This is a genomic window from Actinomadura kijaniata (assembly GCF_014138665.1).
GTDB classification, from domain to species: domain Bacteria; phylum Actinomycetota; class Actinomycetes; order Streptosporangiales; family Streptosporangiaceae; genus Spirillospora; species Spirillospora kijaniata.
Genome location: NZ_JACJIA010000005.1, coordinates 584083 through 607673, shown reverse-complemented (window position 1 = coordinate 607673; position 23591 = coordinate 584083). Strand labels below are relative to the sequence as shown.

The window sequence follows — 23591 nt, the reverse complement described above, 5'->3', positions numbered from 1 at the left end:
GCCACGGCGCCGGAGGCGATGACGCGGTCGGGCCGGGACGCCGGTCAGGCTCCGATGCCTTCCTGCATGGTGACGGTCGGGGTGACCAGGACGGCGTCGAAGGCGTCGGGGACCGGCATGGTGAGGGTGGTGCTCTGCGTCCGCATCCGGGTGAGCTCGCCGGACCGGCCCGCGGCGCGGGCGGGGCGCAGGTCGATCAGCCCCGGTCCGATCCCCGCGTCGAGCGCGGCGGCCTCGACGCTTCCGGGCTCCGGCGGGCCGAGCGGGGTGTCGGCGATCGTGAAACCGAGGGAGGCGTTCGGGTCTGGACGCATCTCGACGGTGCGGTCGGCGGTGCTGGTGAGCGCCAGCGCGAAGTAGTCGTCGCCCAGCGTCCGGTGCAGGTGCAGCCCCATCGGCAGGGTGGTGAGGCGGCCGTCGTAGGCCACGGGGTGCTTCTGGATGTGGTTGTTGTGGGCGGCCAGCACGACGCGGGTTCCCGGGGCGGAGCGCGAGAGGTGCCACCGCACCGATTCGGCCATGTACCGGTCGCGGACCGAGAGGTCGGCGGGCGGGGCCGTCCCGTCGAACAGCCCGGCCGTCGCCCGGAGCGCGTCGTCGGCGTGGACGGCGGCTTCCAGCCGCCACATCGCGGTGTCGTAGCGGTGCTGATCGCTGCGCGGGACGTAGAGCGGCTCCAGCGCGCGGAAGCGCAGCCGCAGCCGGGCCAGCGCGGCGGTCAGGGCGTCCTGCCGGGCGGTGCCGAGCTCCGCCCGCGCGGGGACGGCCGAGGCCCCGGAGCCACCGGCGAGCCGCGCGGCGATGCCGATCGCGGACTCCGCCAGCGGCACGGCGTCGGGATCGACGTCCTGGAGGTATCCGGCCACCGGGACCAGCGCCGGGAGGAGCGACCCGCCGGCCTGCGGGATGTCGATGCCGGCGAAGCGCACCGGGCGGCCGGAGGAGATGTTGTGCCCGCGGACGAAGCGCAGCAGCTCCCCGATGCCCCAGGTGTCGGCGTTCTCGCTGATCCGCGCGAGATCCGCCTCCGCGCCGACGCCCTGGATCCACGGGTCCAGTTCGAGTCCTTCGCTGAAGCCGAACTCCAGGGCGAGGAGCGTGAACCCGCACCGTTCGGCCAGGAAGCGCAGGATGCGCTGCCGGGCGAGGGTGAACTCGCGGACGAAGTGGGCGTTCTCGCCGACCGCCACGACCCGGGCGCCGCCGATGATGTCGCGCAGCGGCTCGAGGTCGTCGAGCGGGACGTCCGGGTCCAGCGTGGTGAGGGCCACCGCGTGGTGGGCGAGCCAGCCGTCAACGGCCATGTCAAGATCATAACAGGGAGGCCCCGGATGGCGGTTCCCCCAGGTCACGAGCCCTGAGTCGGCGGTCCACCGGTCAGCTTCGTCTCCGCGAGGCGAGGACCAGGCCGAGCACGATCGGCACGGCCAGGCCGCCCGCGATCATCACCCATGCCGTCGATGACAGGCCCTCGTCAACGGGACCGGCGCGTCCGGCGAGAGGCGTGCCCGTCGGCGCGGAGGGCACCGCGAGAGGTCTGTCCGCCGCCCGGGTGCCGCCGCACAGCGACGCCGCCGGTCCACCCTCGTCCCGCGTCACGAAGACCAGGTACTCACGCCCCATCGCCACCTCCAGCCCGCAACCGGCCCCCGAACTCGCGGTCCGGACGCCTTGCCGGCGCGCGACCTGGCCCTTGTGCACGGCGCTCACCTCGAAGACGAGGGTGACGCTCCCGCCGTTCTCCGACTCGCGCAGGGCCGGGCGTCCGGTGAACACCGCGTCGGCGCGCGCGTACGCCTCCGCGTCGGTGACGCGCGCGCAACTGCACGCGCAGGCTCGATCAGGGGTCGCCAGGACGACACCGGAAACGACGGCGCCCACGGTCAGCACCCAAACGATCAGTCCGCGCGCCATCCCCCATAGACGCCGTCCGACGTCCCCCGGTTCCGGGGACCGCCGGACACGGGGTCGGCCAGGCGGGTCAGGGGGCGGTGAAGGTGCAGGGTAGGCGTTTGATGCCGTTGATGAAGCTGGAGGTCAGGTAGTCGGGTTCGCCGGCGGCGCGCAGGTCGGGCAGGCGGGTGAACAGCTCGCGGAACATCACCGTGATCTCGCGGCGGGCCAGGTTCGCGCCCAGGCAGAAGTGCGGGCCGGGTCCGCCGAAGCCGACGTGGTCGCGCACGTTGGGGCGGGTGATGTCGAAGCGGTCGGGGTCGGGGAAGACCGTCTCGTCGCGGTTGGCCGAGTTGTAGAACAGCATCACCTTGTCGCCCCTGCGGTAGGCGTGGCCGTTCATCTCGTGGTCCTCGGTGACGTTGCGGCGGAAGGTGATGACCGGGGTGGAGCAGCGGACGATCTCCTCCACGGCCCCGGCGATGTGGGTGTCGAAGTCGCCCAGCAGCAGGTCGCGCTGGTCGGGGTTGTCGGTCAGCAGCTTCAGGCCGTGGGCGAGGGCGGTGCGGGTGGTCTCGTTCCCGGCGACCACCAGCAGCAGGAAGAACGTGCCGAACTCGCGGGTGGTGAGCTTCTCGCCGTCGACGTTCGCGTTCACCAGCGCGGAGGTCAGGTCGCCGGTCGGCTCGGCGACGCGTTCCCTTCCGAGCTTGGCGGCGATCGCGTGGAGTTCGCGGCTGGCCAGCGCGACCTTGGCCAGGCCGAGGCCGGTGCGCAGCCGGCCCATCTCGGGGGTGATGCCGGTGTACTCGGCGTCGGTGTTGCCCAGCACGATGTTGGTCAGCCGCACGACGCGCGGGTAGTAGGAGTCGGGGATGCCGAGCATGTCGCAGATGACCTCGACCGGCAGCCGCACGGCGACCTTGGGGATGAAGTCGCCGGGGCCCGAGGCGACCAGCTCGTCGACGATGCGGGCGGCGCGGCGGGCGATGTCGTCCTCGGTCTTGGCGAGGGTCTTGGGCGTGAACGCGCGGGACACGATCCGGCGGATCTTGGCGTGCCGCGGATCGTCCATGTCGATCATGGAGCTGATGTAGCGGCGCAGCCAGGACGGGGAGTCCACCATGCTGGTGGCGTTGGGCTCGCTGGAGAAGACCTTGGGGTTGCGGCTGGCCTCGACGACGTCGGCGTGCCGCACCAGGGCCCAGTAGCCGTCGCCGCGCCGGGTGAAGGGCACCTCGGGCTCGGCGAAGAGGCGGGGGGCGCCCGCGGCGCGCAGCACGGCGAACGCGGCCTCGCGTTCGGGACGGGGCCGCTGCCAGAACCGCAGGTCGCTGATGTCGATGTCCTCGACCCGCAGGGTCGCCGGGGTGGTCACCGTCGTGCCGCCTTTCTCGCCGATGTCGGCTCCATGCTTGGGTAAGCGTCAGCTTACGGTCAAGGCCCGGCGCTGTCCCGTGACCCGCCCGGCCCGGGGCGGCGCCGGGCGCGTTCCCGCACCAGCATGCGGCCCGCGAAGCCCAGCACGGTGCCCAGGCCCCATCCGGCGAGGGCGTCGGTGGGCCAGTGGTAGCCCAGGGTGACCACGGCGACGGCGACGCCGACGATCAGGATGTGCGCGGCGGCCGCCCGGCGGCGGGAGGCGCCGGTGAGGGCGACCAGCATCGTCAGGCAGGCGGCGGCGTTGGCGGCGTGCCCGGAGGGGTAGGACAGGTAGCCGTCGGCGAACAGCACGTCGCGGCCGCTGAGCGGCGGGGTGCGGCCGAAGGCGATCTGCGCGGCGCGGATGAGCAGCTCACTGGCCACCAGCCACACCGCCGTGCCCGCCAGCAGCCACGGGTCGCGGGCGCGCCGGGACGCCCACAGCGCCGCCAGCGCGGTGAGGCCGCCGACCAGCCAGTACTGGCCGCCGTTGACGACGGTGCGCCAGAACAGGTGCCAGGCCCCGGTGCGCGGTGGCAGCCCGTCGGCGAACACCCAGCCGTCGAAGCGGCGCAGCGGCCCGCCCGCCAGCACGTCGAGCGTGGTCGCCACGGTGAGGACGGCCGCCAGCAGCGGCAGCGCGTACGGCGGGGACAGGAGGCGCCCGCCCCCCGATCGGAGCACCTGCATGCCCTCGATCCTGCCGCATGGGGCGGGCGCCCCCGTTCACCGGCCGGACTCCTCGGCCTGCTGCTGGACCTTGGCCATGATGGCGTCGGTGGCGGCGCCGATGAACCGGGGCCGGTTGGCGGCGGCCCAGTCGCGGCTGGCGGCCGGGGCGCGGGCCGTCCCCTGGAAGGCGGGGGCGACGTGGCGGGCGAACAGCTCGTAGGAACGGCGGGTGGCGGCGATGTCGGCCCACTCGTGGGCCATCAGCAGGTAGGTGCCGAACCCGCCGGACTGGTCGGCCAGGCGCCGGATCTGGGCGACGGCGTCCTCGGGGGTGCCGATGACGCCGAGGCCGGTGGAGTTGACGGCCTCGACGAGCCGTTCGGGGTCGTCGGTGTCGGGGGCGATGGGCAGGGCGGCGACGTTGCGGAAGTAGCCGATCCAGTCGGCCAGCCCGAACGCCACGTCGCGGGCGGCCCGCTCGCGGGTCTCGGCCAGGTGCATGGGGCCGACCAGCCGCCAGCGGTCGCGGTCGGCGGCGGTGCCGTACCTGGCGGCGCGTTCCTCCATGACGCCCCAGTGGTAGCCGAGGGCGTCGAACCCGGCGGCCTGGGTGGCGCCCAGCGACAGCAGGGAGCAGCCGAAGCGCCCGGCGGCGCGCGGCCCGGACGGGGACACCATGGCGGCGACCGCGACCTCCAGCTCGCGCTGGTGGGGACGTAGTTGCAGGCGGGCGTCGCGCAGCTCGAACCAGTCGGTCTTCATCGTGACCGGCTCCTCGGTGCGCAGCAGCAGGAGGACGGCCTCCAGGGCCTCCTCCATCATGTCGCGCTGGCGGGCGACCTCGATGCCCATCATGTGGGCGTCGGAGGGCAGGGCCCCGGGGCCGACGCCGAGCATGACGCGGCCGCGGGTGAGGTGGTCCAGCAGCACCATGCGGTCGGCCAGCATCAGCGGGTGGTGGTAGGGCAGCGACGACACGCCGGTGCCCAGGCGCAGGTGGCGGGTGCGTTCGGCGGCGACGGCGATGAACACCTCCGGCGAGGCGATGATCTCGAATCCGGCCGAGTGGTGCTCGCCGATCCACGCCTCGTCGAAGCCGAGGGCGTCCAGGTGGACCAGCAGGTCCAGGTCGCGGTGCAGGGCCAGGGTGGGGTTCTGGCCGGCGGGATGGAAGGGGGCGAGGAAGACGCCGAAGCGCTGCGGGCCGGTCGGGGCGGCGGGGCCGGTCGGGGCGGGTGCGGTCATCGGAACCCCCGGTCGTCATCTAGAACGGCGTTCGGAACGTGCCTATCATCCGCACGACCGCCCGTCGAGCCTCGCGCGCCTCCGCCGGACAGGGACCTGCTCAGAAGGTCGGGTGGATGTCGACGGTCTGGCCTCCGGTGGCGGTGTGGTTGGGGCCGAGTGACCATCGGGTGTCGTTGATGAGCGGCTTGTACTCGAAGGGGCGTCCGGCGGGGACGCCCTTCACCGTGCACCTCCAGAGGGCGGCGGAGTGGTTGACGCAGTCGTGGCCGGCGGACCAGCTCAAGGGGGCGGTGCCGCCGCGCAGGGTGATGCGGTTGCCCCAGCCGACGTCCCGGTGAACGTTGATCACGGTGTCGGGGGTGCCGCCGGGGCCCTCGACGGTGGCGCCGACGTGGAGGGCGAGGGCGCTCATCCTGGGGACGTCGGCGGTGAAGGTGCCGTCGGCGGCGACGGTGACGACGTGGGTGGCCTTGCAGCTACGGGCGGCGGGGTCATGGTCGCCGCCGATGACGTTGCAGTAGCGCCCGGCGGGCAGCCGGGTCCGGTAGGTGCGGTTCCAGCCGGTGGTCTCGTCGCGGTTGATGACGACGTAGCCCTTCGCGCCGCGGCTGAAAGCGATCTTGTTGCCGGGGCCGCCCTCGGAACGGTCGCTGTACCAGTCCTGCTCGGGGGCGTCGGCGGCCTTGTTGACCGGGGTGTCGCCGACCGCGTTGCGGAAGCCGACCATGTCGGCGGTCTCGCTGTGGCGGTGTTCGCAGATCCAGTTCGCGCCGTCGCAGGTGACGGGCGTGGTGGTGCCGTCGGCCGTGCGGGGTGGGCTGGTGTCGCGCCGGGTGAACCCGAAGCTGGACATCACCAGCGGGGTGCCGTAGTCCCAGCCGAGCAGGAAGACGTTGGCGAGCCGGTACGCGGCGCCCTTCTTGTAGGTGAGGATCTGGCGGTCCTGGCCGCCGTCGGCGGCCGGGAGCGCGTCGCGCTGGCTGTCGTGGTTGTCGACCATCACCACGGCCCTGTCGCCCGCCTCCATGTCGTCGCCCCAGCCCACGGGGAACGCGTGGAGCTGGTGGATCCGGTCGGCGGGGTCGGCGGCGCTCCAGAACTTCCTGGAGATGAAGTTCATGGCCTGGACCTCCTTGAGGTCGCCGTTGCCGCGGTACTCCGACGGCCTGACCGGTTCGCCGCTCCCGTACAGGACCTCCTGGTAGACGTAGGGGTCGCGGGTGCCGGTGTAGGACGGGTCGGCGTCGATGTGCGCGCGCGTCTCGCGCAGGATCGCGGCGATGTCGGCGGCGGGCATGTGCTTGCTCGCGTCGAGCCGGAACCCGTCCACGCCCAGCGAGGCCAGGTCCTTGAGGTACCGGCCCAGACGGGTTCGCACGTAGGGGCTCTCGGTCTTCAGGTCGGCCAGGTTCTCCAGCTCGCAGTTCTGTACCTCCCAGCGGTCGCGGTAGTCGCGGATGGGGCGGCGGCAGGTGTGGAAGTCGGCGTCGGAGAACGTTCCCGGGTAGGTGTACTTGTCGGGGAAGCGGGTGCCCGCCGAGCCCTGGCCGCCGGACACGCCGGTCGTGTGGTTGACGACCGCGTCGGCGTAGATCTTCACGCCGCCGGCGTGGCAGCGGGCCACCATGTCCTTGAAGTCGGCGAGGTCGCCGCGCCGGGTCCTCAGCCTGTCGAGGTCGTAGCTGACGGGCTGGTAGTCCTGCCACCAGGGGTGGCCGCCGTCCCCGGCGTCGGGGAGGACGACGTGTTCGTGGGGCGGCGAGACCTGCACCGCGCCGTAGCCCTTGCGGCCGAGGAAGGTCTCGCATTCGGCGGCGACGGACTTCCACGGCCACTGGAACAGCTGGACGATGACCGTCCTTCCGCCCGGCGGGGCGGCGAGCGCCCGGGGCTGCGGGGTGAGGGCGGTCGCGACGGGGGTCGCCAGCAGCAGCGCCGCCGCGGCCACCGGGGAACGGGGGATCCGCATGGGTTCTCCTTGGGGTGGGAGGAGGGGGTCCGGCGCGGCCCGGTCAGCGCTGGACGAACACCGCGACGGTCCGGCCCGGGACCTGGAGCGTGCCGGTCGCGGTGTCGGCCGACGCCGTCCGGACGACCGGATCGGAGGAGGCGGCCTGGACGGGGTGCAGCCGCGTCGCCGTGCCCGCCAGGGCGGGGACGGTCTGCCGTTGGACGTGCGGGGTCGCGTTGAACACGACGGTGACGGACCGCCAGCGGGGGTCGAGACCGCGCCCGTCGAGCCGCATGGTGATCACGCCGGGGGCCTCCCCCGGCGTGCCGCTGAGCGGGAACGACAGCCGGCGCTGGACCTGGCCGGCGTCGTCCAGGGCGAACAGCGGCGTGGAGGCGCGGACGCGCAGCAGCTCGCCGACGCGTTCGCGCGTCGCGTCGATGTCGGCGCAGCCGGGCCTGAGGCGGGGGTCGGCGAGCAGGGGGCGGGCGTGGGACCACTTGTCCTGGTTGTCGGCGGCCGGGGGCAGGCCGCCGCCGAAGGCGTTGCCGAGGCGGCAGTCCCAGTGCATCCGGTTGAACCAGTCCCCGGAGTCGTAGGAGTTGCGGTCCAGCGACTTGGAGCGCAGCCGTTCCGAGCCCGCGTGCACCAGCGGCATGCCCTGGGACAGCAGGGCGGTGGACAGCGACAGCGCCTGCATCCGCGTCCGGTCGGCCATCGTGGTGTTCCGGAGCAGCTTGTAGGCGAGCGCGTCGTGGAGCGTCTCGTTGTCGTGGGCGTCCACGTAGGTGACGGCCTCGCCGGGTGCGGCCGTGTAGCCGGTGGGCGCGCCGTTGTAGTCGATCTGCGCGCCGGTGGCGGCGCGGCCGCCGGAGGCGGTGAACCGGTAGTCGCGCAGGTTGCCGGTGAGCCCGACCTTGATCTGGTCGGCCAGGTGCAGCAGGCGCGCGCGCTGCGCGGGCTCGGCGCCGTTGGCCGGGGAGTCGTTCGGCGCGGTCCACAGTCCCGAGCCGAAGCCCTGGACGCGCGGGTCGGCGTCGAACGGGCCGCCGCCGCGCACCGCGTCCCGCAGCCGGTCGTTGAACGTCGCGACGCCGGTCCCGGCCATGGCCGCCTGGGTGGCCTGGACGAACCGGGCGTTCCCGGCGACCTCCCCGAAGTCCCAGCCCTCCCCGTACAGCACGACCGACCGGCCGTCGACGCCGTCGCGCCCGACGGTGAGCCGGTCCAGGGCGCGCCGCACCCGCAGGATGTTCGCCCGGGGGTGGTGGCCCATCAGGTCGAAGCGGAAGCCGTCCACCTTGTACCGCCGCGCCCACGTGACGACCGAGTCGACGACGAGCCTGCCCATCATCGCGTGCTCGGGCGCGGTGTTGGCGCAGCAGGTGGAGGTGGTCACCGCCCCGTTGTCGTCCAGCCGGTGGTAGTAGCCGGGCACGACGCGGTCCAGGACCGAGCGCGGGTCCTGCCCGGCGGCGAAGGTGTGGTTGTAGACGACGTCCATCACCACCCGCAGCCCGGTCCGGTTCAGACCGGCCACCATCTCCCGGAACTCGCGGACGCGCGCGGGGCCGTCGGGGTCGGTGGCGTAGGAGCCTTCGGGGACGGTGTAGTGCAGCGGGTCGTAGCCCCAGTTGAACGCGTCGGCGTCCCGGGTGGCGGCGACGCAGCGTTGCTGGGCGTCGGAGTCGGCGGGGAACGCGGCCAGGTCGCAGGCGGGCGCCCGCTGGTCGGCGCGGCGCTCGGGCGCGCTGGCGAAGTCGAACGCCGGAAGCAGGTGGACGTGGGTGAACCCGTCGCGGGACAGCCGCGCCAGCGCCCGCGTCCCGGCGGTTCCGCGGCGGGTGAACGCGGCGTAGGTGCCGCGCAGCCGTTCGGGCACGGTCCGGTCCGACGCCGAGAAGTCGCGCACGTGCAGCTCGTAGATCGCGGCGCGGCGCGCCGGGCGGGGCTTGCGCAGCGCGGGCCAGCCGGGCGGGGCCAGGGCCGGGTCGGCCAGGTCGAGGAGCAGGCTGCGGCGCGAGTCGGCGGTCAGGCCCGGGCTGTAGGGGTCGGTGACGACGTTGGTGACGATCCGGCCCGCGGCGGGGGCGAACACCGTGACCGCGTAGGCGTAGGGGCGGCCCTTCCAGCCGGGGCGGCCGGTGACCGACCAGACGCCGGTGGCGTCGTCGCGCCGCATGGCGATCCGGCGGCCGTCCAGGTCCAGGGCCACGTCGCGGGCGGTGGGCGCCCACACGGCGAGGGTGGGCGTGCCGCGCCGCCAGACCGGCCCGAGTTCGGCGCGGGCGGCCGCGCCGTACACGTCGTCGAGGACGCCGGGGATCTGGACTCCGGTCGCGTCCAGCAGCGTGCCGTCCGCCGCGCGTTCGACAGCGACGACCTGGCCGCGCAGGACGGAGGCGGCGCGGGCCGCGTCGCCGGGGGCGAGCCGGAACGCGGCGTGCGCGGCCAGGTGCGGACGGCGGGCCCGCTGCGCGGCGGTGAGGCCGCCGGGGACCGGGGTGAGCGGAAGGGCGTGCCGGTCGCCGACCAGTTCGCCGCGTTCGACCCGGAGGTCGCCCGCCGGTGAGTGGACGAGTTCGAACCGGTGGCCCGGGGCGGGGGCCGTCCGCCAGGCCAGCGTGGCGCGGTCGATCCAGTGGGCGCGGGCCGAGGCGGGATCGGGGGCGCGGCGGTCGGCGGCACGAGCGGGAGCGGGCCGCACGGGGACGGTCAGGGCGGCGGCCAGAACGGCGGCCAGAGCGGTGACGAGGACGGCGGCGGAGGTGCGGCGGGCGGGGGACGTGACCACGCGGGCCTCCCGGCGTTGAAAGGGTTGCCGGGAAGTTACAAAGACTTTCAGAAAGTTGCAAGACCCAAGTCGGGTTCTCATCGACCTCGATCACCGATCGCGTCGCAAAATCCATGCTCACCGGCATGGCAAGACCTTCCCGTACGTGCAAGTCATTGCAAGGATCCCAGCCTCGCGAACGCCGAGCACGGCCCTAGACGTCCGGATGGCCGAACGCGTACAGCTCGCGGCCATCGGGTCCGGGGATGGTGACCGGGAGCCGCCCGCGCGGGATGTTGTGGCCGGTGAGGGTGGCGGCGGCCGCGCGCAGGGCCTCGGTGGTGCGCGAGTAGGTGGCCAGGAACGCCGGGACGCCGGGGAAGCGGGCGATGTCGTAGGGGTCGCCGACGGCGACGACGACCAGGGGCGCTCCGGTCGCGTTCAGGGCGGTGACCAGCGCGGCCTGTCCGGGGCGGGTGCGGGTGTCCCAGGCGCGGTCGGTGACGGCGACGACCAGGTCACGGCCGCGCGCCGCGGCGACGGCCCCGGCGACGCGCCCGGGGGCGGGGTCGGGGCCGGTCTCGACGACGGTGGCGGGAACGCGCCGGTCGAGCTCCGCGCCGAGGGCGGCGGCGCCGCATCCGGTGACCAGGAGGTCGCGGGCGTCCGGCGGCAGGGGCAGCAGGCGGTCGCGGTCGGTGAGCAGGGTGACGGCGCGGTCGGCGGCGCGCCGGGCGGCGGCCAGGTGCTCGGGGGCGCCGACGCGGGCGAGGGCGGCGGGGTCGGTGAACGGGTCGTCCAGCAGCCCCAGACGGTGTTTCAGGCGCAGGACGCGCCGCGCCGACGCGTGGAGGCGCTCCTCGGTGAGCTCTCCCGACCGCACGGCCGCCAGCACCGCTTCGAGCTGGGTGAGGAACCGTCCGGCGGGCGGTTTGAGCAGCAGGTCCACGCCCGCCTTGAGCGCCAGTACCGCGACGCGGTCGTCGCCGAAGCGCGCCCGCACGCCCCGCATGTCGAGGGCGTCGGTGACGACCACGCCGTCGAAGCCGAGCGTGTCGCGCAGCAGCCCCGTGATGACGGGCCGCGACAGGGTGGCGGGCAGGCCGGCGGGGTCCAGCGCGGGAACGACCAGGTGGCCGGTCATGACCGAGGCGACGCCGGCGTCGAGCGCGGCGCGCAGCGGCGGCAGGTCCAGGCGTTCCCAGGTGTCCCGGTCGTGGGTGATGACGGGGACGCCGGTGTGGCTGTCGACGGCGGTGTCCCCGTGGCCGGGGAAGTGCTTGGCGGTGGCGGCCACTCCCCCGGCCTGCGAACCCTCGACGTGGGCGGCGGTCAGGACGGCGGCCAGGCGCGGGTCGGAGCCGAAGGAGCGGACGCCGATGACGGGGTTGGCGGCGCAGGCGTTGACGTCGGCGACCGGCGCGTAGGCGTGGGTGACGCCGACGGCGCGCAGCTCGCGGGCGGTCAGCAGGGCCAGGTCGCGGACGGCGGCGGCGTCGCGGGCGGCGGCCAGGGCCATCGCGCCGGGGGTGCGGGTCGCCGGGCGCGGCAGCCGGGTGACGGCGCCGCCCTCCTGGTCGGTGGCCAGCAGCAGCGGGAGGGTCCCGGCGTCGCGGGCGGCGCGTTGCAGCCCGTCCGACAGCGCGGCGATCTGGCGGGGATGGCGCAGGTTGCCGTGCTCGCCGCCGAAGTAGACGATCCCGCCGGGACGGTGCCGGGCCACCAGGTCGGCGGGGCGGTCCACCCCGTACCAGGCGCGGTTGCGGGGGTCGGCGGCGTGGGCGGCGTCGCCGTGGACGGGCAGGACGAACAGCTGGGCGGCCTTGTCGCGCGGGGACATCGCGTCCAGGAGCCGTTCCAGCCGGGAGTCGCCGCCGGTGAGGTCGTTCATGCGGTCCAGCCTGCCGCCTCGCCGTCCGGCTCCCCTGCGCGGGGGATGCGGGAGGGCGGAACGTAGGTGATCATTGCCCGATGGGCGAGATGTTCACGCACCGGCTGCGGGTGCGCTACAGCGAGTGCGACCAGCAGGGCCTGGTGTTCAACGGGCACTACCTCTTCTACTACGACGTGGCGGTGACCGAGCTGTGGCGGGAGGTGATCGGGGACTACACCGCGATGGTCGCCTCGGGCTACGACCTGGTGGTGGCCGAGGCGCGGATCCGCTACCGGCAGGGGGCCCGGTTCGACGAGCTGCTGGACATCTCGATGCCGGTCGCGCACCTGGGGACGACCAGCATGGTGGTGCGGCCGGAGTTCCGCGTGGGCGAACGGCTGATCGCCGACGGGGAGGTGCGGCACGTGTTCATCGATCCGGAGACCCATCGCAAGCGGGAGATGCCCGAGACGGTGCGGTCGGCGTTGCGGCCGTACCTCGCCGTGGAGTGACCGGGCCGAGGCGCCGGGACGGGCGGGTCGTGCGGGACGGGCGGCCGGCGCCTCGTCGGAGTCCTCGTTGTTCTCAGCAACGTTCCCGACTTGGAATCAGGTGTCGTTCCGACGCGCCCGGCGCAGTTCCCGCGCGATTCGATTGAAGTGGGTCGGCGGCCGGAGGGCAACCGATTTCCCGGTCGTCCTCCGGCCGCCGGTCAGGTCCGCCGCGGGTCGGACGTCCGCGGGTCGAACGTCGTCCGCGTGCTGAACAGGGAGGCGTAGACCGTGCGGCCGTGTTCGGTGACGACCTGCCCGGCCAGGTGGGGGGCGGTGACGGTGGACAGCCGCAGGTCCAGGTAGCTGTCCTCGTGTTGCAGGCGGACCGGCCCGGTGGGCAGGCGGGTGAGCCAGGAGGTGATCTGCGCGGCGCGGTGGGCGCGGTCGGCGTCCAGGGCGGCGCGCAGCTCCTCCAGGGAGTCCCCGCGGAGCGGTTCGGCCGTCCGGCCGGCGGGGCCGGGTTCGTGGTGCCAGGCGGGCACGCCGTAGGCGAAGCAGACCAGCGCGGCCCACACGTCGGCGAAGTAGGCGGGATCGGGGGCGATCTCCAGTCCGGCGAAGTGGCCGTTGATGAAGAACAGCGCGCCGAGCTGGCCGGGCTGCAGCTCCAGGCGGCTTTGGAACTGGGTGAGCACGGGGCGCTTGCGCGACAGGATCTGTTCCAGGTGGCCGCGGCGGGGCAGGCCGTAGCGGGTGTTGAGGTCGGCGATGTCGGTCCACAGCTTGCTGTAGCCCTGGACGCCGCGCAGTTCCAGCGCGCGGGCGCGCAGTTCCAGGGGGAGCACGAAGAACCACTGGTCGCGTTCGGCGAGGAAGCCGCCCTGGCCCTCCTGGACGCAGCAGGCGTCGGTGAACAGCAGGGACTGGCCGGCGGCCAGGAACGCCGAGCGGCACAGGGCGTGGTTCTGGGCGGCGTCCTGGATGTAACCGAGGTGCAGGGGGACGATGGCGACCCCGGTGTCGGCGCCGTTGTGCAGTTCGACCTGGCCGTAGCCGGGGACGCGCCGCAGTTTCAGGCCGCCGCGGGGCGGGGTGACGCCGGGACGGGCGGGTCCGGTGACCGGGACCATGGTGAGGGCGCCGGCCTGCTGGGGGGTGCCCAGGCGGTGCCCGGTCAGGTCGAGGGCTCCGGTGAGGTCGAGCGGGCCGGGCGGCGGCGCGGCCGGGTCGGGTCCGGGGTCGGTGGTCGGGGCGCTCATGCGGCGCTCCTCGTCGTCAGGTGGGCGGCCTGCCGGTGCAGGTCGGTCAGGCGGACGCGCAGGGCGGCGCGCAGCCAGGGCTGCCCGGCGGCGCAGTGCCCGAACATCCAGGGCAGCAGTTCGGCGAAGTCGTCCTGGTGCCAGAACCCGCGCTGCGGGAGGGCGGGGGCGGGGCGGCGCAGGGTGAGGTCGTCGCCGGCGGTGAACTGGGCGTGGCAGAACACCACGGGGGTGGCGACACCGGCGCCCGGCAGGGCGGCGGTGAGCCGCGCCAGGTCGCCGGGGTAGCGGTTCTCGTAGCCGTCGGAGACGACGGCGACCAGGTCGGGGCCGCGCGCCAGGGCGTCCAGCAGGCCGCAGGCCAGGTCGGTGGCGCCGCGGGGGGCGCGTTCGTCGCCGCCGACCTCGACGACCTCCAGGCGGTCGCAGACCTGCTCCAGGACCATGCGCAGGGCGGCGGTCTGGGACAGCAGGGCCCATTCGCGTTCGCCGTAGCCGCGCATTGAGGCCGAGGCGTCCAGGACCAGGGCCAGGGTGCCGGGGAACGGCGGCAGGTCGGCGACGGCGGCGGCGACCTGGCGGCCGAGGGCGACGTACAGGTCCTCGTCGTGGGCGCCGCGGTAGAGGTGGACGAGGGTGGCGGCGATGTCGCCGCGGTTGGTGGCGGTGACGGTGGGGGGTTGGCGGCGGGGGGTGTCGAGGGTCAGGGCGGCGTCGCCGGGAGCGGTGGCGGCGGGGTCGCCCGGGCCGTACAGGGCGTTGACGCGGGGCAGGGCGGCGTCGGGGTCGGCGAGGAAGCGCAGCAGGCGGCGGCGCAGGTAGTCCGAGCCGGTGTCGCCGTCGGCGACGCGGCGGGCGCAGCCGCGCGCGGTGGTCTTGCCGAGGGCGTGCTCGAAGCAGTCGGTCAGGGCGGGGCGGCGGGCGGCGATGAGGGCGTCGGCGTCGGGGTGCTCCAGCACGAACCGCAGGATCGCGCGGGTGGTGTGCTTGTGGTTGGCGCGCAGGCGGCGCAGCGCGAGCAGGACGGTGATGACCTGGGCGGGCGGCAGCGCGAGGGTGAGGACGTGGGCCAGGCGCGCCAGGGTGGCGCGCGTGGGGTCGTCCAGCCCGGCCTGGGAGGCGGCCAGGGTCTGCAGCAGCACGCGGGCGCGCTGCCAGGGCGCGACGCCGGGCGCCAGGGCGAGCAGGGCGTAGCCCTCGGGGTCGCTCGCCTGGGCGGCGCGGTGCAGGTCCGCGTCGTCCCAGCACAGGGTGCCGCCCCGGGGCAGGCGCACCGGCGTGTCATGGGTCTCGAGGTGGGCCAGGAGTGTGGGGGTGTCCATGATTGCCTCCGCAGTCATGGAGTGTAAGAACCCTCGTGACCGGCCCGACACTTATTTTCCGTCGGAAGCATCCGGTTCGGAGGTTTTGCGCGCGTAGTCGCCGAGGCCGTTCTCCAGGAGGTCGAAGGCGCGGCGGGCGGCGGCGTAGACGTCCCGGCGCATCCCCTCCAGCGTCTCACCGGCGAGTTTGCGTTCGACGACCTCGTTGACCAGCTGCCACTGCACACTCATGATCATCGCGGCGGCGACGCGGGGGGCGATGTCGTCGGGGCCGGCGCCGGTCTCGTCGGCCAGCGCCCCGGCCAGGCGGCGTTCGGCCTGGCGGCCGATCTCCTCCTGGCGGGCGGTGAGGGCGGGGCTGTCGCGCACGGTGCGCGCCCACACCTCCGAGCCCTCGTGGAAGCCGGTCTGGTGCGCGCCCCGGTCCAGGCCCTCCAGGAACAGGCGGCGGAACAGGGCGACGACCGTCTCGCCGGGGCGGCGGTCGCGGAGCGCGGCGGCGGCCTGCTCGACGATCTCCTCCTGGCGGTCGAAGAACAGGTCCTCCTTGGTGCGGAAGTAGTTGAAGACGGTGTTGACCGACACGTCGGCGGCGCGCGCGACGTCGGCGACGGTGACGTTGTCGAAGCCGTGCGCGCAGAACAGCCCGGTGGCGACGTCGGAGATCCGCCGGCGGGTCTCCCGCTTCTTGCGCTCGCGCAGCCCCAGTTCCTCGGTCATGCGCCCGAGTCTATCTTCGCTGGAGTCACTGAAAACTTGTAGTGACTTAAAAATCGTGGTTACTGTAGCCGCGTTGCCCACGACGGGAGGAGCGAGATGATCGAGGCACGCGGGCTGGGGCGCACCTTCACCACCCGGCAGGGGTCGGTGGAGGCGGTGCGCGGGGTGGATCTGGACGTGGGCGCCGGCGAGATCGTGGGGTTCCTCGGGCCCAACGGCGCGGGCAAGACGGTTACGGACTTGTGACACTTCTCGATATGGGCCCGACGTGGGCGTTGACCTGCACTGCGGGCGGACGGATGCGGCCTTGGCCGGGGCGGCGGGCCGCTTAGCCTGACCGGCTCACGGGCTGCGGCTCGCTGCCCGGCATCGGCCCGTGGTGCGGCTCGCCGAAGGGGTCCCCGGCCAAGGACGCATCCGGCCGCCTGCCGCGCACGTTGCACCGAGGCGGAGACGCCCGCCCCAACGTGCGACGTGGGGTTTCATGGCCGCCAGCCGGGTCGCCCAAGCGCTTTTAGGTACTGCTAGCCGCCGGAGGCGGCATCCCCATAAGGGCGGGGGCGGGGTTGGTTGGGAACCAAAAAAGCGACACCTTGTGCGCCTACTGGGGCGTTGAGCGGCTGGTATTGCATCAACCTAGAGCGCGTCCGCCTACGGAAGTGGTGCGGCGCTGCGGGAAGGCCGTTACTTCCACAGTGCGCATGTATTGGGACCACAGGTAGATGCGTGCAAGATCAAGTTGCCTCGGTCGCCTTGGTCCCACGGCTCGATGGTGGCTGGACGCCCTGGCCATGCGCGCTCGGCGGACTCGACGTCATCAGGGCCGAAAGATCCGTAGAAGATCGGGTGACCGTCTTCCAACTCGACCTTGCGAACTCCCATCGGCCAGTGACCGGCAAGGAAGGCGTCAGCGTCGAACAGCTCGTCAGGCTGTGGGCGGGTCATGAGCCAAGTATGGGCGAGACCTGGGGACGGCATCGCAGGAACCTGAACGCTGTCCGCTTAGTGGACGTTACGCGGACAGCATGGGGCACTTTGAGTAATGCTGACCGTCAAGTCCGGGTATCACCGGGTCCGGTGCGACGGGAGGAATGCATGGCACTGCGTGTTCAGTTCACGGAAGCCCAGACTTGGGGCGGCATCACCGACACTCAACTCACCGTCGATGCGGCGCGGGTGGTGCTGCTGGACAGCAATGATCAAGTAGTGCTCGACGTCCCTGCGGATGTGCTGCGGCAGATCGACCGGGGCGCGGTCGCTCGCACGTCCGATCTGCGGGGTAGGCATCGCAACCACGGGAAAGCCTGGTCGAAGGAGGAACGGACCGCGCTACGGGAGATGTGGGCGACCGCCGCGCCGTGGGATGTCCTGATCCAACAGTTCGGCCGGTCCCGCAACAGCATCACGTCGGAAGCCCGGCGGCTGGGCCTGGGCGAGCGGGCGGCGACGCCGGGTAGCTGAGCGATCCGGTCGGAGCCCGCCGCGCAGCGGGCCGAAGGCGGCGGGAGACGGGGGCGGGGCGGCAAGTCGGCCACGACGTGACGAACCCCCGTCGGGAGGTGCGGTGACCGGCCGCCGTCGCGACGGGCCGCGCGGGTCGAAGACCCGCGCGTGCCCGGATGCGGACGCCGGACCGGGAGAGCGCGCCGATCCGGCGGAGGGGAACGGCGCGGATGGGGCCAGACGCGCCGACCGGCCCACGGCGACGACGCCGACCGGACCAACGCTCGGCGGGCGAGCGGCCGGGATGCGGTTGGCGGTGTCGGCGGAGCCTCACGCGAGCATCTGGACGAACACTGTGACGTCGCGTTCCGGGGTGGGGCGGAAGGGGTCGGACGAACCCTCGCGCGGCGGCGCGCACGGACGGCAGGGAGGGCGCTTGCGCCCGACCTGACCGGACCGGACGCAACGTCGCGCGCTTGACTCAGTAGGGAAAACCCTCACACAGCAAAGGCCCCAGACGGGGCCCTGCGGTGATCGAGAAGGGTCGTGGGTCAGAGTGCGGTTTTGATGCCGCGCAAGAAGTTCTCCCACTGGCGGGGAGTAAGAGCCAAGACCAGTCCCTCCGGGCGCTTGCTGTCCCGGATGGCAATGCACTCCTGGACGCTGGCGACCTCAACGCACTGGCCGTTGCCACCGCTTCGGCGGCTCTTGCGCCACTGCGCATGGGACAGGTCGCGCGGGGTGGTCATCATGCCCTTCTTCCTGGGTGCTGGTGCTCCTCCGCAACCTTGGCGACCAGGGACGCAGACGCATCCGGCGAGATCGCTGCGGCTCGGAGATGTTCAAACACCAGGTTATACCTCTGGATGTCGGCTTCCTCCTCCAGGAAGAGATCACCGGCCTGGCTCTCGATGTAGACGATGCTGGGACCGACGGATTCAGGGAAGTCCATGACCACGAACGACCCCGGCATGCCCGGATGAGCCCCCGCCTCGTAAGGGATCACCTGAAGCGTGACGTTGGGCAGCTCGGACACCTCTCTGAGCTTCTGCATCTGTTCGACCATGATTTGAGAGCCCCCAACAGCGCGACGCAACGCGGCTTCGTCCACGATGGCCCACAACTCAAGTGGGTGCTCACCCGTGAGGATCGCTTGCCGTCGCATACGTGCCTCAACTCTGTTTTGGATCTGCTCCCGAGTGGCTCCCGGCAGGGTGCCCCGGATCGCGGCTCGGGCGTAGTCCTCTGTCTGGCAGAGGCCAGGGATGAAGAGACACTCGTAGTTCCTGACGGCTCGGGCTGCACCTTCAAACTCGATGTACGAGGCGTAGTGCTCGGGAAGAGATGACGCGAGGGTGTGAAGCCATCCCCGTTCGGCGGCCTGCTTGTTGAGGGTCACGAGCTCGCTTCTGCGGGGCTCGGTGACGCCGTAGGCGTCGAGCAGAGCTACAAGAGTCCTCGTTTGCGGACGGGTACGCGCATGCTCGATGCGGTAGAGCGTGGCCGGGTTGATCCCCGTACTCTCGGCCACCTCTTCGCGCGTCTGCCCGGCATCGGCACGAAGTTGAAGCAGCTCACCAGCCAAGCGACGCTGGCGGACGGTGGGGGCTGGCTTGTTCCTCGGCATAGGACGTTCCTCCCAAAGCTTGGCTAGCCGTCATTCCATGATCGTCTGCAAGCGCAATAGCGATCATGCAAGTAGTGCGTATGCATACCTTGCATTCTCACGTTAGGCAGAGGCAAGATAGGCACAGTTTTCCAGAGCCACGGTACGGGCGCGGGTGAACACGAACGGTAAAGCCCACAAGAGTGAATTGATCTTGGTGGGCGTCGCGCTCGAAACAAAGCGGCCCCGGTAGGTGCGGGAACACCAGCCGGGGCCTTGCCCGACTGGAAGGAGTCGGACCATGAGCAACCTACCGGACCCCATCCCCCCAACGCGTGTACCTGAGGCGCGAAAGCGTCTGGATCTACTGCTCGACCTGCTTACCGGGCTCTACGAGTTGGGGCGGGGCGCAACGGTTCGAACGGACGATGCCGGTCAGTCGGTGCTGATGGTGCGCGCCGTCCGGTCTGGGCGGTCGGTGGGCGTCGTGGTGTGGCAGGAGCCTCGACGGGGGTGGGCGTACGTCTGGGACGGTCACAGCGTCCCCGCTGACGGGACCGCTCGTGCGGCCCACCTACTTGCGGCGGTGTCGGAGTGATGCGCGGACGTGGGGTGCGGACGGTCGAGCGTTCGACGTTCTACGCGGATCAGCGCGGCACGGTGGATGTGCGGGCGGTGCGGGCCTATGTGCGGGAGGCGCTGGCGGCGGTGGGTGACGCTGCGGTGCTGGACGACGTGGAGTTGATGGTGGGGGAACTGGTCGGCAACGCGGTCCGGTACACGGCTTCGGGCCAAGCGGGTGGATCGGTGACGGCGATGGTCGGGTGGGGGCCGGATCGGGTGCGGGTGTCGATCACCGATGACGGCGGGGCTGTCACGCGGCCTCGGCTGGTGATGACGGCTGACCTCTTGGAGGAGGGAGGCCGGGGGCTGCGGATGGTGGCAACGATGGCGGCGGCCTGGGGGATCAACCTCGGGCCAGCGCCCAGAGAAGAGGCGAGTGTGTGGTTCGAGGTGAGCATCAATGAAGGCTGACGATCACCTGCGGCCGGACTGTCCGCTGCGATGCCTGCGGCTGCCCGAACACATCGTGCGGCGGCTGGAGTCCTTCCTTGGCCGCACGGCGACGGTGGGGAAGGTGGCGGCGCTGGCCAATGACGGGCACTTGGCGGAGGTTCGCGGGCTGGGTCGCAAGTGGGAGGAGGAGATTCGGGACGCATTGCGGGTGGCCGGGATGCTGGAGCACGATCACCCGACCTACACGCACGCGGTCGATCACCTCAGATCGGTGGAGGCCCTGGAGCTGCTGGCGGAGGCGCTGGAGCCGTCGGGCTGGAACGCGCGGGTCCTGCAACGCGACTGTCCGCCGGTGCTGGAGGTCTACCAGCGGTGGAGGAACGAGATCTCGCTGACGAAGGCGGGGCCGCAAGAGCGTGTGACCGTGCGGTGGCTGGGGCGGGATCGAACGGGGTGGTACTGCGGGGCGGCATCGGGGCGGCTGGCGCTGTGCGCACTGCCGGAACATGCGGTGCGGGCGCTGGATCACTGGCTGATGCACGGCGAACCGTATGGGGGTTCGGATGGCTGAGGAGGCGGAGCGGCGGATGACGTCGGAGGTGGGGCGCTCGCTGGTGGTGGAGGGTCTAGGGGAGCTGGGCTTTCGGCATGACGATCCTGAGTGGTTGTTCGCGCATGTGGCCAGCCACATGGCAAACGTGAAGGACCTGCAACAGCTACGTCGCAAGTTGCGGTCGATACGCGGCCTGGCGGTGACGGAGGTGGGCGGGTGCCCGCCGATGCTGTGGGTGGGCAAGCCTCCCAGCGACTTCCGAGAGCCGGTGTCGGTGGATGTGCGACCGGGGACGTTGCAGCGCTGGTACGTGGGCAAGTGGGCGGACTGGCTGGCTCCCTGTGCGGCAGTGGATGAGGCTGCGCATCAGGTGGCGCAGTGGCTGGAAAGTGGGTGGCGTGCGGTTGAGTGAAGGGGCCGCGGCGTCCTGACGGGTGCGCCGGGGTAGCGGATTTCCACCTTCCTGGGAGGAGAGGTGGACGCCGCTGCCCCGGCGCATCGCTGTCTGCCGGGTGGGGAGCTAGGCCGACGACGCGCGCAGATCAACCTGGCGCTGGGAGGTGACACCGTCAGCCGCGCCGGTCCGGTCGTCGCTGATCCGTTGGTAACCGACGTGTTCGCGTTCGTCCTGCACCTCTCGCCTCCTCCGGGGGAAAGTGGGGCTCTACCTGCATATTTACCCCTGACAAACGCCCCAAATCGGTATCCGGGAAGACCACGACGCTGCGGATGCTGACCACGCTGCTGGCGCCGACGGCCGGGAACGCGACGGTGGCGGGCCGCGACCTGCGGGCCGATCCGGCCGGGGTCCGGCGCGGTATCGGCTACGTGGCCCAGGGCGGCGGCACCGACCCGGCGCTGCCGGTCGGCGAGGAGCTGGAGTTGCAGGCCCGCCTGTACGGGGTCGGGCCGGTGGCCGAGCGGACCGCCGAGCTGTGCGCGCGGCTGGACCTGGCGGGGCTGGAGCGGCGGCCGGTGGCGTCGCTGTCGGGCGGGCAGCGGCGGCGGCTGGACATCGCGCTGGGGCTGGCGCACCGGCCGCGGCTGCTGTTCCTGGACGAGCCGACGACCGGGCTGGACCCGCGCAGCCGCGGCGACCTGTGGGACCACATCCGGCGGATGCGCGCCGAGGACGGCACGACGGTGTTCCTCACCACCCACTACCTGGAGGAGGCCGACGCCCTGTGCGACCGCATCCTGATCATGGATCGGGGGCGGATCGTGGCCGAGGGCACGCCCGCCGAGCTCAAACGGAGGGTGGCGGGCGACGTGGTCACCGTGGAGCTGGCCGACGCGGCGCGCGACGCCGGGCGGGCGTGCGCGGCGCTGGCGGGGCTGGCGGCGGTGCGGGAGGCGCGGGCCGACGGGGACGGGCTGCGGCTGCGGGTCGACAACGGCGACCGGGAGCTCATGGGGCTGATGCGGGCGCTGGACGGGGCCGGGGTGGAGCTGGCGTCGCTGCGGCTGGCCCGGCCGACCCTGGACGACGTGTTCCTGACCGTGACCGGCCGTTCGCTGCGCGAGGCCGCCTGACCCCGGCGGCGGAGCGAGAACCAAGATCGTTGAGGAGGAGTGACCATGGCGAAGGTCGTGCGCGACACGTACCTGATCTTTCTGCGGTACCTGCGGCCGACGCTGCGCAACCGGATGGTGCTGGTGTTCGGGGCGGTGCAGCCGCTGGTGTACCTGGTGCTGTTCGGGCCGCTGCTGACGGAGGTGTTCGGCGGCGCGCGGTCCTGGCGGGTGTTCGTGCCCGGGATCCTGGTGCAGCTGGTGCTGTTCGGGGCGGGGTTCGCGGGGTTCGCGCTGATCGCCGACCTGCGGTCGGGGGTGGCCGAGCGGCTGCGGGTCACCCCGGTCAGCCGGGTGGCGCTGCTGCTGGGCCGGGTGCTGCGCGACGCCCTGCTGCTGGCGGTGCAGGCGTCGATGCTGGTGGCGGCGGGCCTGCTGCTGGGGCTGCGGGCCCCGGTGGCGGGGGTGCTGGTGGGGTTGGCGCTCGTGACGGCGCTGGCCGTCGCGATCGCGTCGCTGTCGTACGTGCTGGCGATGAGCACGGGGCGGGAGGACGCGTTCGCGCCGTTGCTGTCGACGGTGACGCTGCCGTTGATGCTGCTGTCGGGGATCCTGCTGCCGATGGACCTGGCGCCGGGGTGGCTGGAGGCGGCGTCGTGGGCCAACCCGTTCCGGTACGTGGTGGACGCGACGCGGGCGGCGTTCGCGGGCGACTACGCCACCGCGACGGTGGGCCGGGGCGCGGCCGTCACGGTGGCGCTGGTGGTGGTGTCGGTGGCGCTGGGGACCCGCCGGTTCCGCGCGGAGAACGCCTGACCCGCCGGTCCCGCCCGGACGTCAGGCGGTGAGGGCGGGCGCCGGGGTCTCGGGGCTGGCGGCGGCCGGGACGCGGTCGATGACGGCGCGCTGGGCGATGAACGCCCCGGCCAGCACGATCGCGCCGCCGGTCAGCTGCACCGGGGCGAGGCGTTCGCCCAGCACCGCCCAGGCGATGAGGGTGGCGGCGACCGCCTCGGTGTAGCAGACGGCCCCGGCGACCTGCGCCGACAGCCGCTGCACCGCCGCCACGCCGGCGAGGTAGGCCAGCACGGTGGACACCACCACGATCCACGCCGCCAGCAGCCATCCGGGGGCGGTGTGGTCGCCGACGGGCACCGCGGCGGTCAGCACGTGCCAGGGCAGCGCCCACGGCGCGGCCAGCAGGGTCAGCGCGGCGGCGCCGACCACCGATCCGGCGGCCGTCATCACCAGCGGGTCGACCTCGCCGGTCAGGCGGTCGATCAGCAGGAAGTAGGCGGCCTGGCAGGCGGCGGCGCCCAGCCCGGCGGCCAGGCCGAGGGCGTCCAGCGACAGCCCGTTCCAGACCTGCACCACCAGCGCCAGGCCGACCATGGCGACCAGCACGCCGAGCGCGGCGGTGCGGTGGACCGGGGCGCGGCGCACCAGCCGCAGCCAGAGCAGCACCAGGATCGGGCCGGTGAACTCCAGCAGGATCGCGATGCCGACCGGCAGGCGGGAGGCGGCCACGAAGTACAGCGCCTGGCACCCGGCCACCCCGGTCAGCCCGTAGGCGGTCAGGCGGCCCAGGTGGGGGCGCACGGAGGCGGCGGCGGCGCGGCCGCGCAGGACCAGCACCAAGGGGACCAGGATCAGGGCGGCCCCGGCGATGCGCAGCCACACCGCCTGCGGCGCGGTGAGCCCGGCCTGGATGAGGGCCTTGCCGAACGGGCCGGAGGCGCCGAAGCACACCGAGGAGGCCACCGCCAGTCCCAGACCCCAGCCACGGGAGCGCCCCGCGCCGGCCGCACCGCTCATCGTCCCTCCCACCACCAC

At 72.9% G+C, this 23591-nt stretch carries 21 protein-coding genes and 1 pseudogene; 8 read left to right on the top strand and 14 right to left on the bottom strand.

Annotated elements, in window-relative coordinates; translation table 11 throughout:
• Positions 1-44: 44 nt before the first annotated feature.
• The 8 genes from HNR61_RS22630 to HNR61_RS22595 all read right to left on the bottom strand — a co-directional run bounded on the left by HNR61_RS22630 (position 45) and on the right by HNR61_RS22595 (position 11850).
• Positions 45-1304, bottom strand: coding sequence for an erythromycin esterase family protein (locus tag HNR61_RS22630; protein ID WP_182845150.1), 1260 nt, complete (start codon positions 1302-1304; stop codon positions 45-47).
• Between the two features lie 73 nt (positions 1305-1377).
• On the bottom strand, positions 1378-1881 hold the full coding sequence (locus HNR61_RS22625) for a hypothetical protein (protein ID WP_182845149.1): 504 nt from the start codon (positions 1879-1881) through the stop codon (positions 1378-1380).
• Between the two features lie 100 nt (positions 1882-1981).
• Entirely contained in the window at positions 1982-3271 is a 1290-nt protein-coding gene (locus HNR61_RS22620; RefSeq protein ID WP_182845148.1) for a cytochrome P450, read from the bottom strand.
• A 59-nt stretch (positions 3272-3330) separates the two neighbouring features.
• Entirely contained in the window at positions 3331-4005 is a 675-nt protein-coding gene (locus HNR61_RS22615; protein ID WP_182845147.1) for a phosphatase PAP2 family protein, read from the bottom strand.
• A gap of 36 nt (positions 4006-4041) precedes the next feature.
• Complete coding sequence (locus HNR61_RS22610; protein ID WP_182845146.1) at positions 4042-5232, bottom strand: LLM class flavin-dependent oxidoreductase; 1191 nt, start codon at positions 5230-5232, stop codon at positions 4042-4044.
• Between the two features lie 100 nt (positions 5233-5332).
• The gene (locus HNR61_RS22605; RefSeq protein WP_182845145.1) at positions 5333-7204 is read right to left on the bottom strand and encodes an alpha-amylase; all 1872 of its coding nucleotides are present in this window, start codon (positions 7202-7204) and stop codon (positions 5333-5335) included.
• 43 nt (positions 7205-7247) lie between these two features.
• Positions 7248-9980 (bottom strand): pullulanase-type alpha-1,6-glucosidase, encoded by a 2733-nt coding sequence (gene pulA, locus HNR61_RS22600; protein ID WP_312898032.1) that lies wholly within the window; start codon positions 9978-9980, stop codon positions 7248-7250.
• A 193-nt stretch (positions 9981-10173) separates the two neighbouring features.
• Entirely contained in the window at positions 10174-11850 is a 1677-nt protein-coding gene (locus tag HNR61_RS22595) for a glycoside hydrolase family 3 protein (protein WP_182845143.1), read from the bottom strand.
• Between the two features lie 80 nt (positions 11851-11930).
• Between HNR61_RS22595 and HNR61_RS22590 the strand changes: the two genes are divergently transcribed.
• Entirely contained in the window at positions 11931-12344 is a 414-nt protein-coding gene (locus HNR61_RS22590) for an acyl-CoA thioesterase (protein WP_182845142.1), read from the top strand.
• Between the two features lie 200 nt (positions 12345-12544).
• Here HNR61_RS22590 and HNR61_RS22585 read toward each other — a convergent pair whose 3' ends face one another.
• The 3 genes from HNR61_RS22585 to HNR61_RS22575 are packed head-to-tail and all read right to left on the bottom strand — an operon-like array spanning position 12545 to position 15627.
• Positions 12545-13585, bottom strand: coding sequence for an ARPP-1 family domain-containing protein (locus HNR61_RS22585; RefSeq protein ID WP_220509617.1), 1041 nt, complete (start codon positions 13583-13585; stop codon positions 12545-12547).
• A complete protein-coding gene (locus HNR61_RS22580; RefSeq protein ID WP_182845141.1) occupies positions 13582-14907 on the bottom strand; it encodes a VWA domain-containing protein in 1326 nt (441 codons plus the stop codon). Before HNR61_RS22580 ends, HNR61_RS22585 begins: the two co-directional genes overlap by 4 nt.
• A 51-nt stretch (positions 14908-14958) precedes the next feature.
• Complete coding sequence (locus HNR61_RS22575) at positions 14959-15627, bottom strand: TetR/AcrR family transcriptional regulator (RefSeq protein ID WP_182845140.1); 669 nt, start codon at positions 15625-15627, stop codon at positions 14959-14961.
• A 96-nt stretch (positions 15628-15723) separates the two neighbouring features.
• On the opposite strand from HNR61_RS22575, the pseudogene HNR61_RS22570 reads away from it, so the two are divergent.
• Positions 15724-15864: pseudogene (locus HNR61_RS22570) on the top strand (ATP-binding cassette domain-containing protein); the annotation flags it as partial.
• Between the two features lie 858 nt (positions 15865-16722).
• Positions 16723-17088, top strand: coding sequence for a hypothetical protein (locus tag HNR61_RS22565; protein ID WP_182845139.1), 366 nt, complete (start codon positions 16723-16725; stop codon positions 17086-17088).
• A 533-nt stretch (positions 17089-17621) separates the two neighbouring features.
• Here HNR61_RS22565 and HNR61_RS22560 read toward each other — a convergent pair.
• Positions 17622-17819 (bottom strand): DUF397 domain-containing protein, encoded by a 198-nt coding sequence (locus HNR61_RS22560; protein WP_220509615.1) that lies wholly within the window; start codon positions 17817-17819, stop codon positions 17622-17624.
• A complete protein-coding gene (locus HNR61_RS22555) occupies positions 17819-18697 on the bottom strand; it encodes a helix-turn-helix domain-containing protein (protein ID WP_182845137.1) in 879 nt (292 codons plus the stop codon). Before HNR61_RS22555 ends, HNR61_RS22560 begins: the two co-directional genes overlap by 1 nt.
• Before the next feature lie 591 nt (positions 18698-19288).
• On the opposite strand from HNR61_RS22555, the gene HNR61_RS22550 reads away from it, so the two are divergent.
• From HNR61_RS22550 to HNR61_RS22530, 5 genes are all read left to right on the top strand, one after another.
• On the top strand, positions 19289-19711 hold the full coding sequence (locus tag HNR61_RS22550) for an ATP-binding protein (RefSeq protein ID WP_182845136.1): 423 nt from the start codon (positions 19289-19291) through the stop codon (positions 19709-19711).
• A complete protein-coding gene (locus HNR61_RS22545) occupies positions 19701-20264 on the top strand; it encodes a hypothetical protein (RefSeq protein ID WP_182845135.1) in 564 nt (187 codons plus the stop codon). The genes HNR61_RS22550 and HNR61_RS22545 overlap by 11 nt, the downstream gene beginning before the upstream one ends.
• The gene (locus HNR61_RS22540; protein WP_182845134.1) at positions 20257-20658 is read left to right on the top strand and encodes a hypothetical protein; all 402 of its coding nucleotides are present in this window, start codon (positions 20257-20259) and stop codon (positions 20656-20658) included. The genes HNR61_RS22545 and HNR61_RS22540 overlap by 8 nt, the downstream gene beginning before the upstream one ends.
• A gap of 260 nt (positions 20659-20918) precedes the next feature.
• Positions 20919-21779 (top strand): ATP-binding cassette domain-containing protein, encoded by an 861-nt coding sequence (locus HNR61_RS50035; protein WP_312898038.1) that lies wholly within the window; start codon positions 20919-20921, stop codon positions 21777-21779.
• Between the two features lie 45 nt (positions 21780-21824).
• Complete coding sequence (locus HNR61_RS22530; protein WP_182845132.1) at positions 21825-22574, top strand: ABC transporter permease; 750 nt, start codon at positions 21825-21827, stop codon at positions 22572-22574.
• Between the two features lie 21 nt (positions 22575-22595).
• On the opposite strand, the gene HNR61_RS22525 is transcribed toward HNR61_RS22530, so the two are convergent.
• On the bottom strand, positions 22596-23573 hold the full coding sequence (locus HNR61_RS22525) for an EamA family transporter (protein ID WP_182845131.1): 978 nt from the start codon (positions 23571-23573) through the stop codon (positions 22596-22598).
• Positions 23574-23591: the final 18 nt, after the last annotated feature.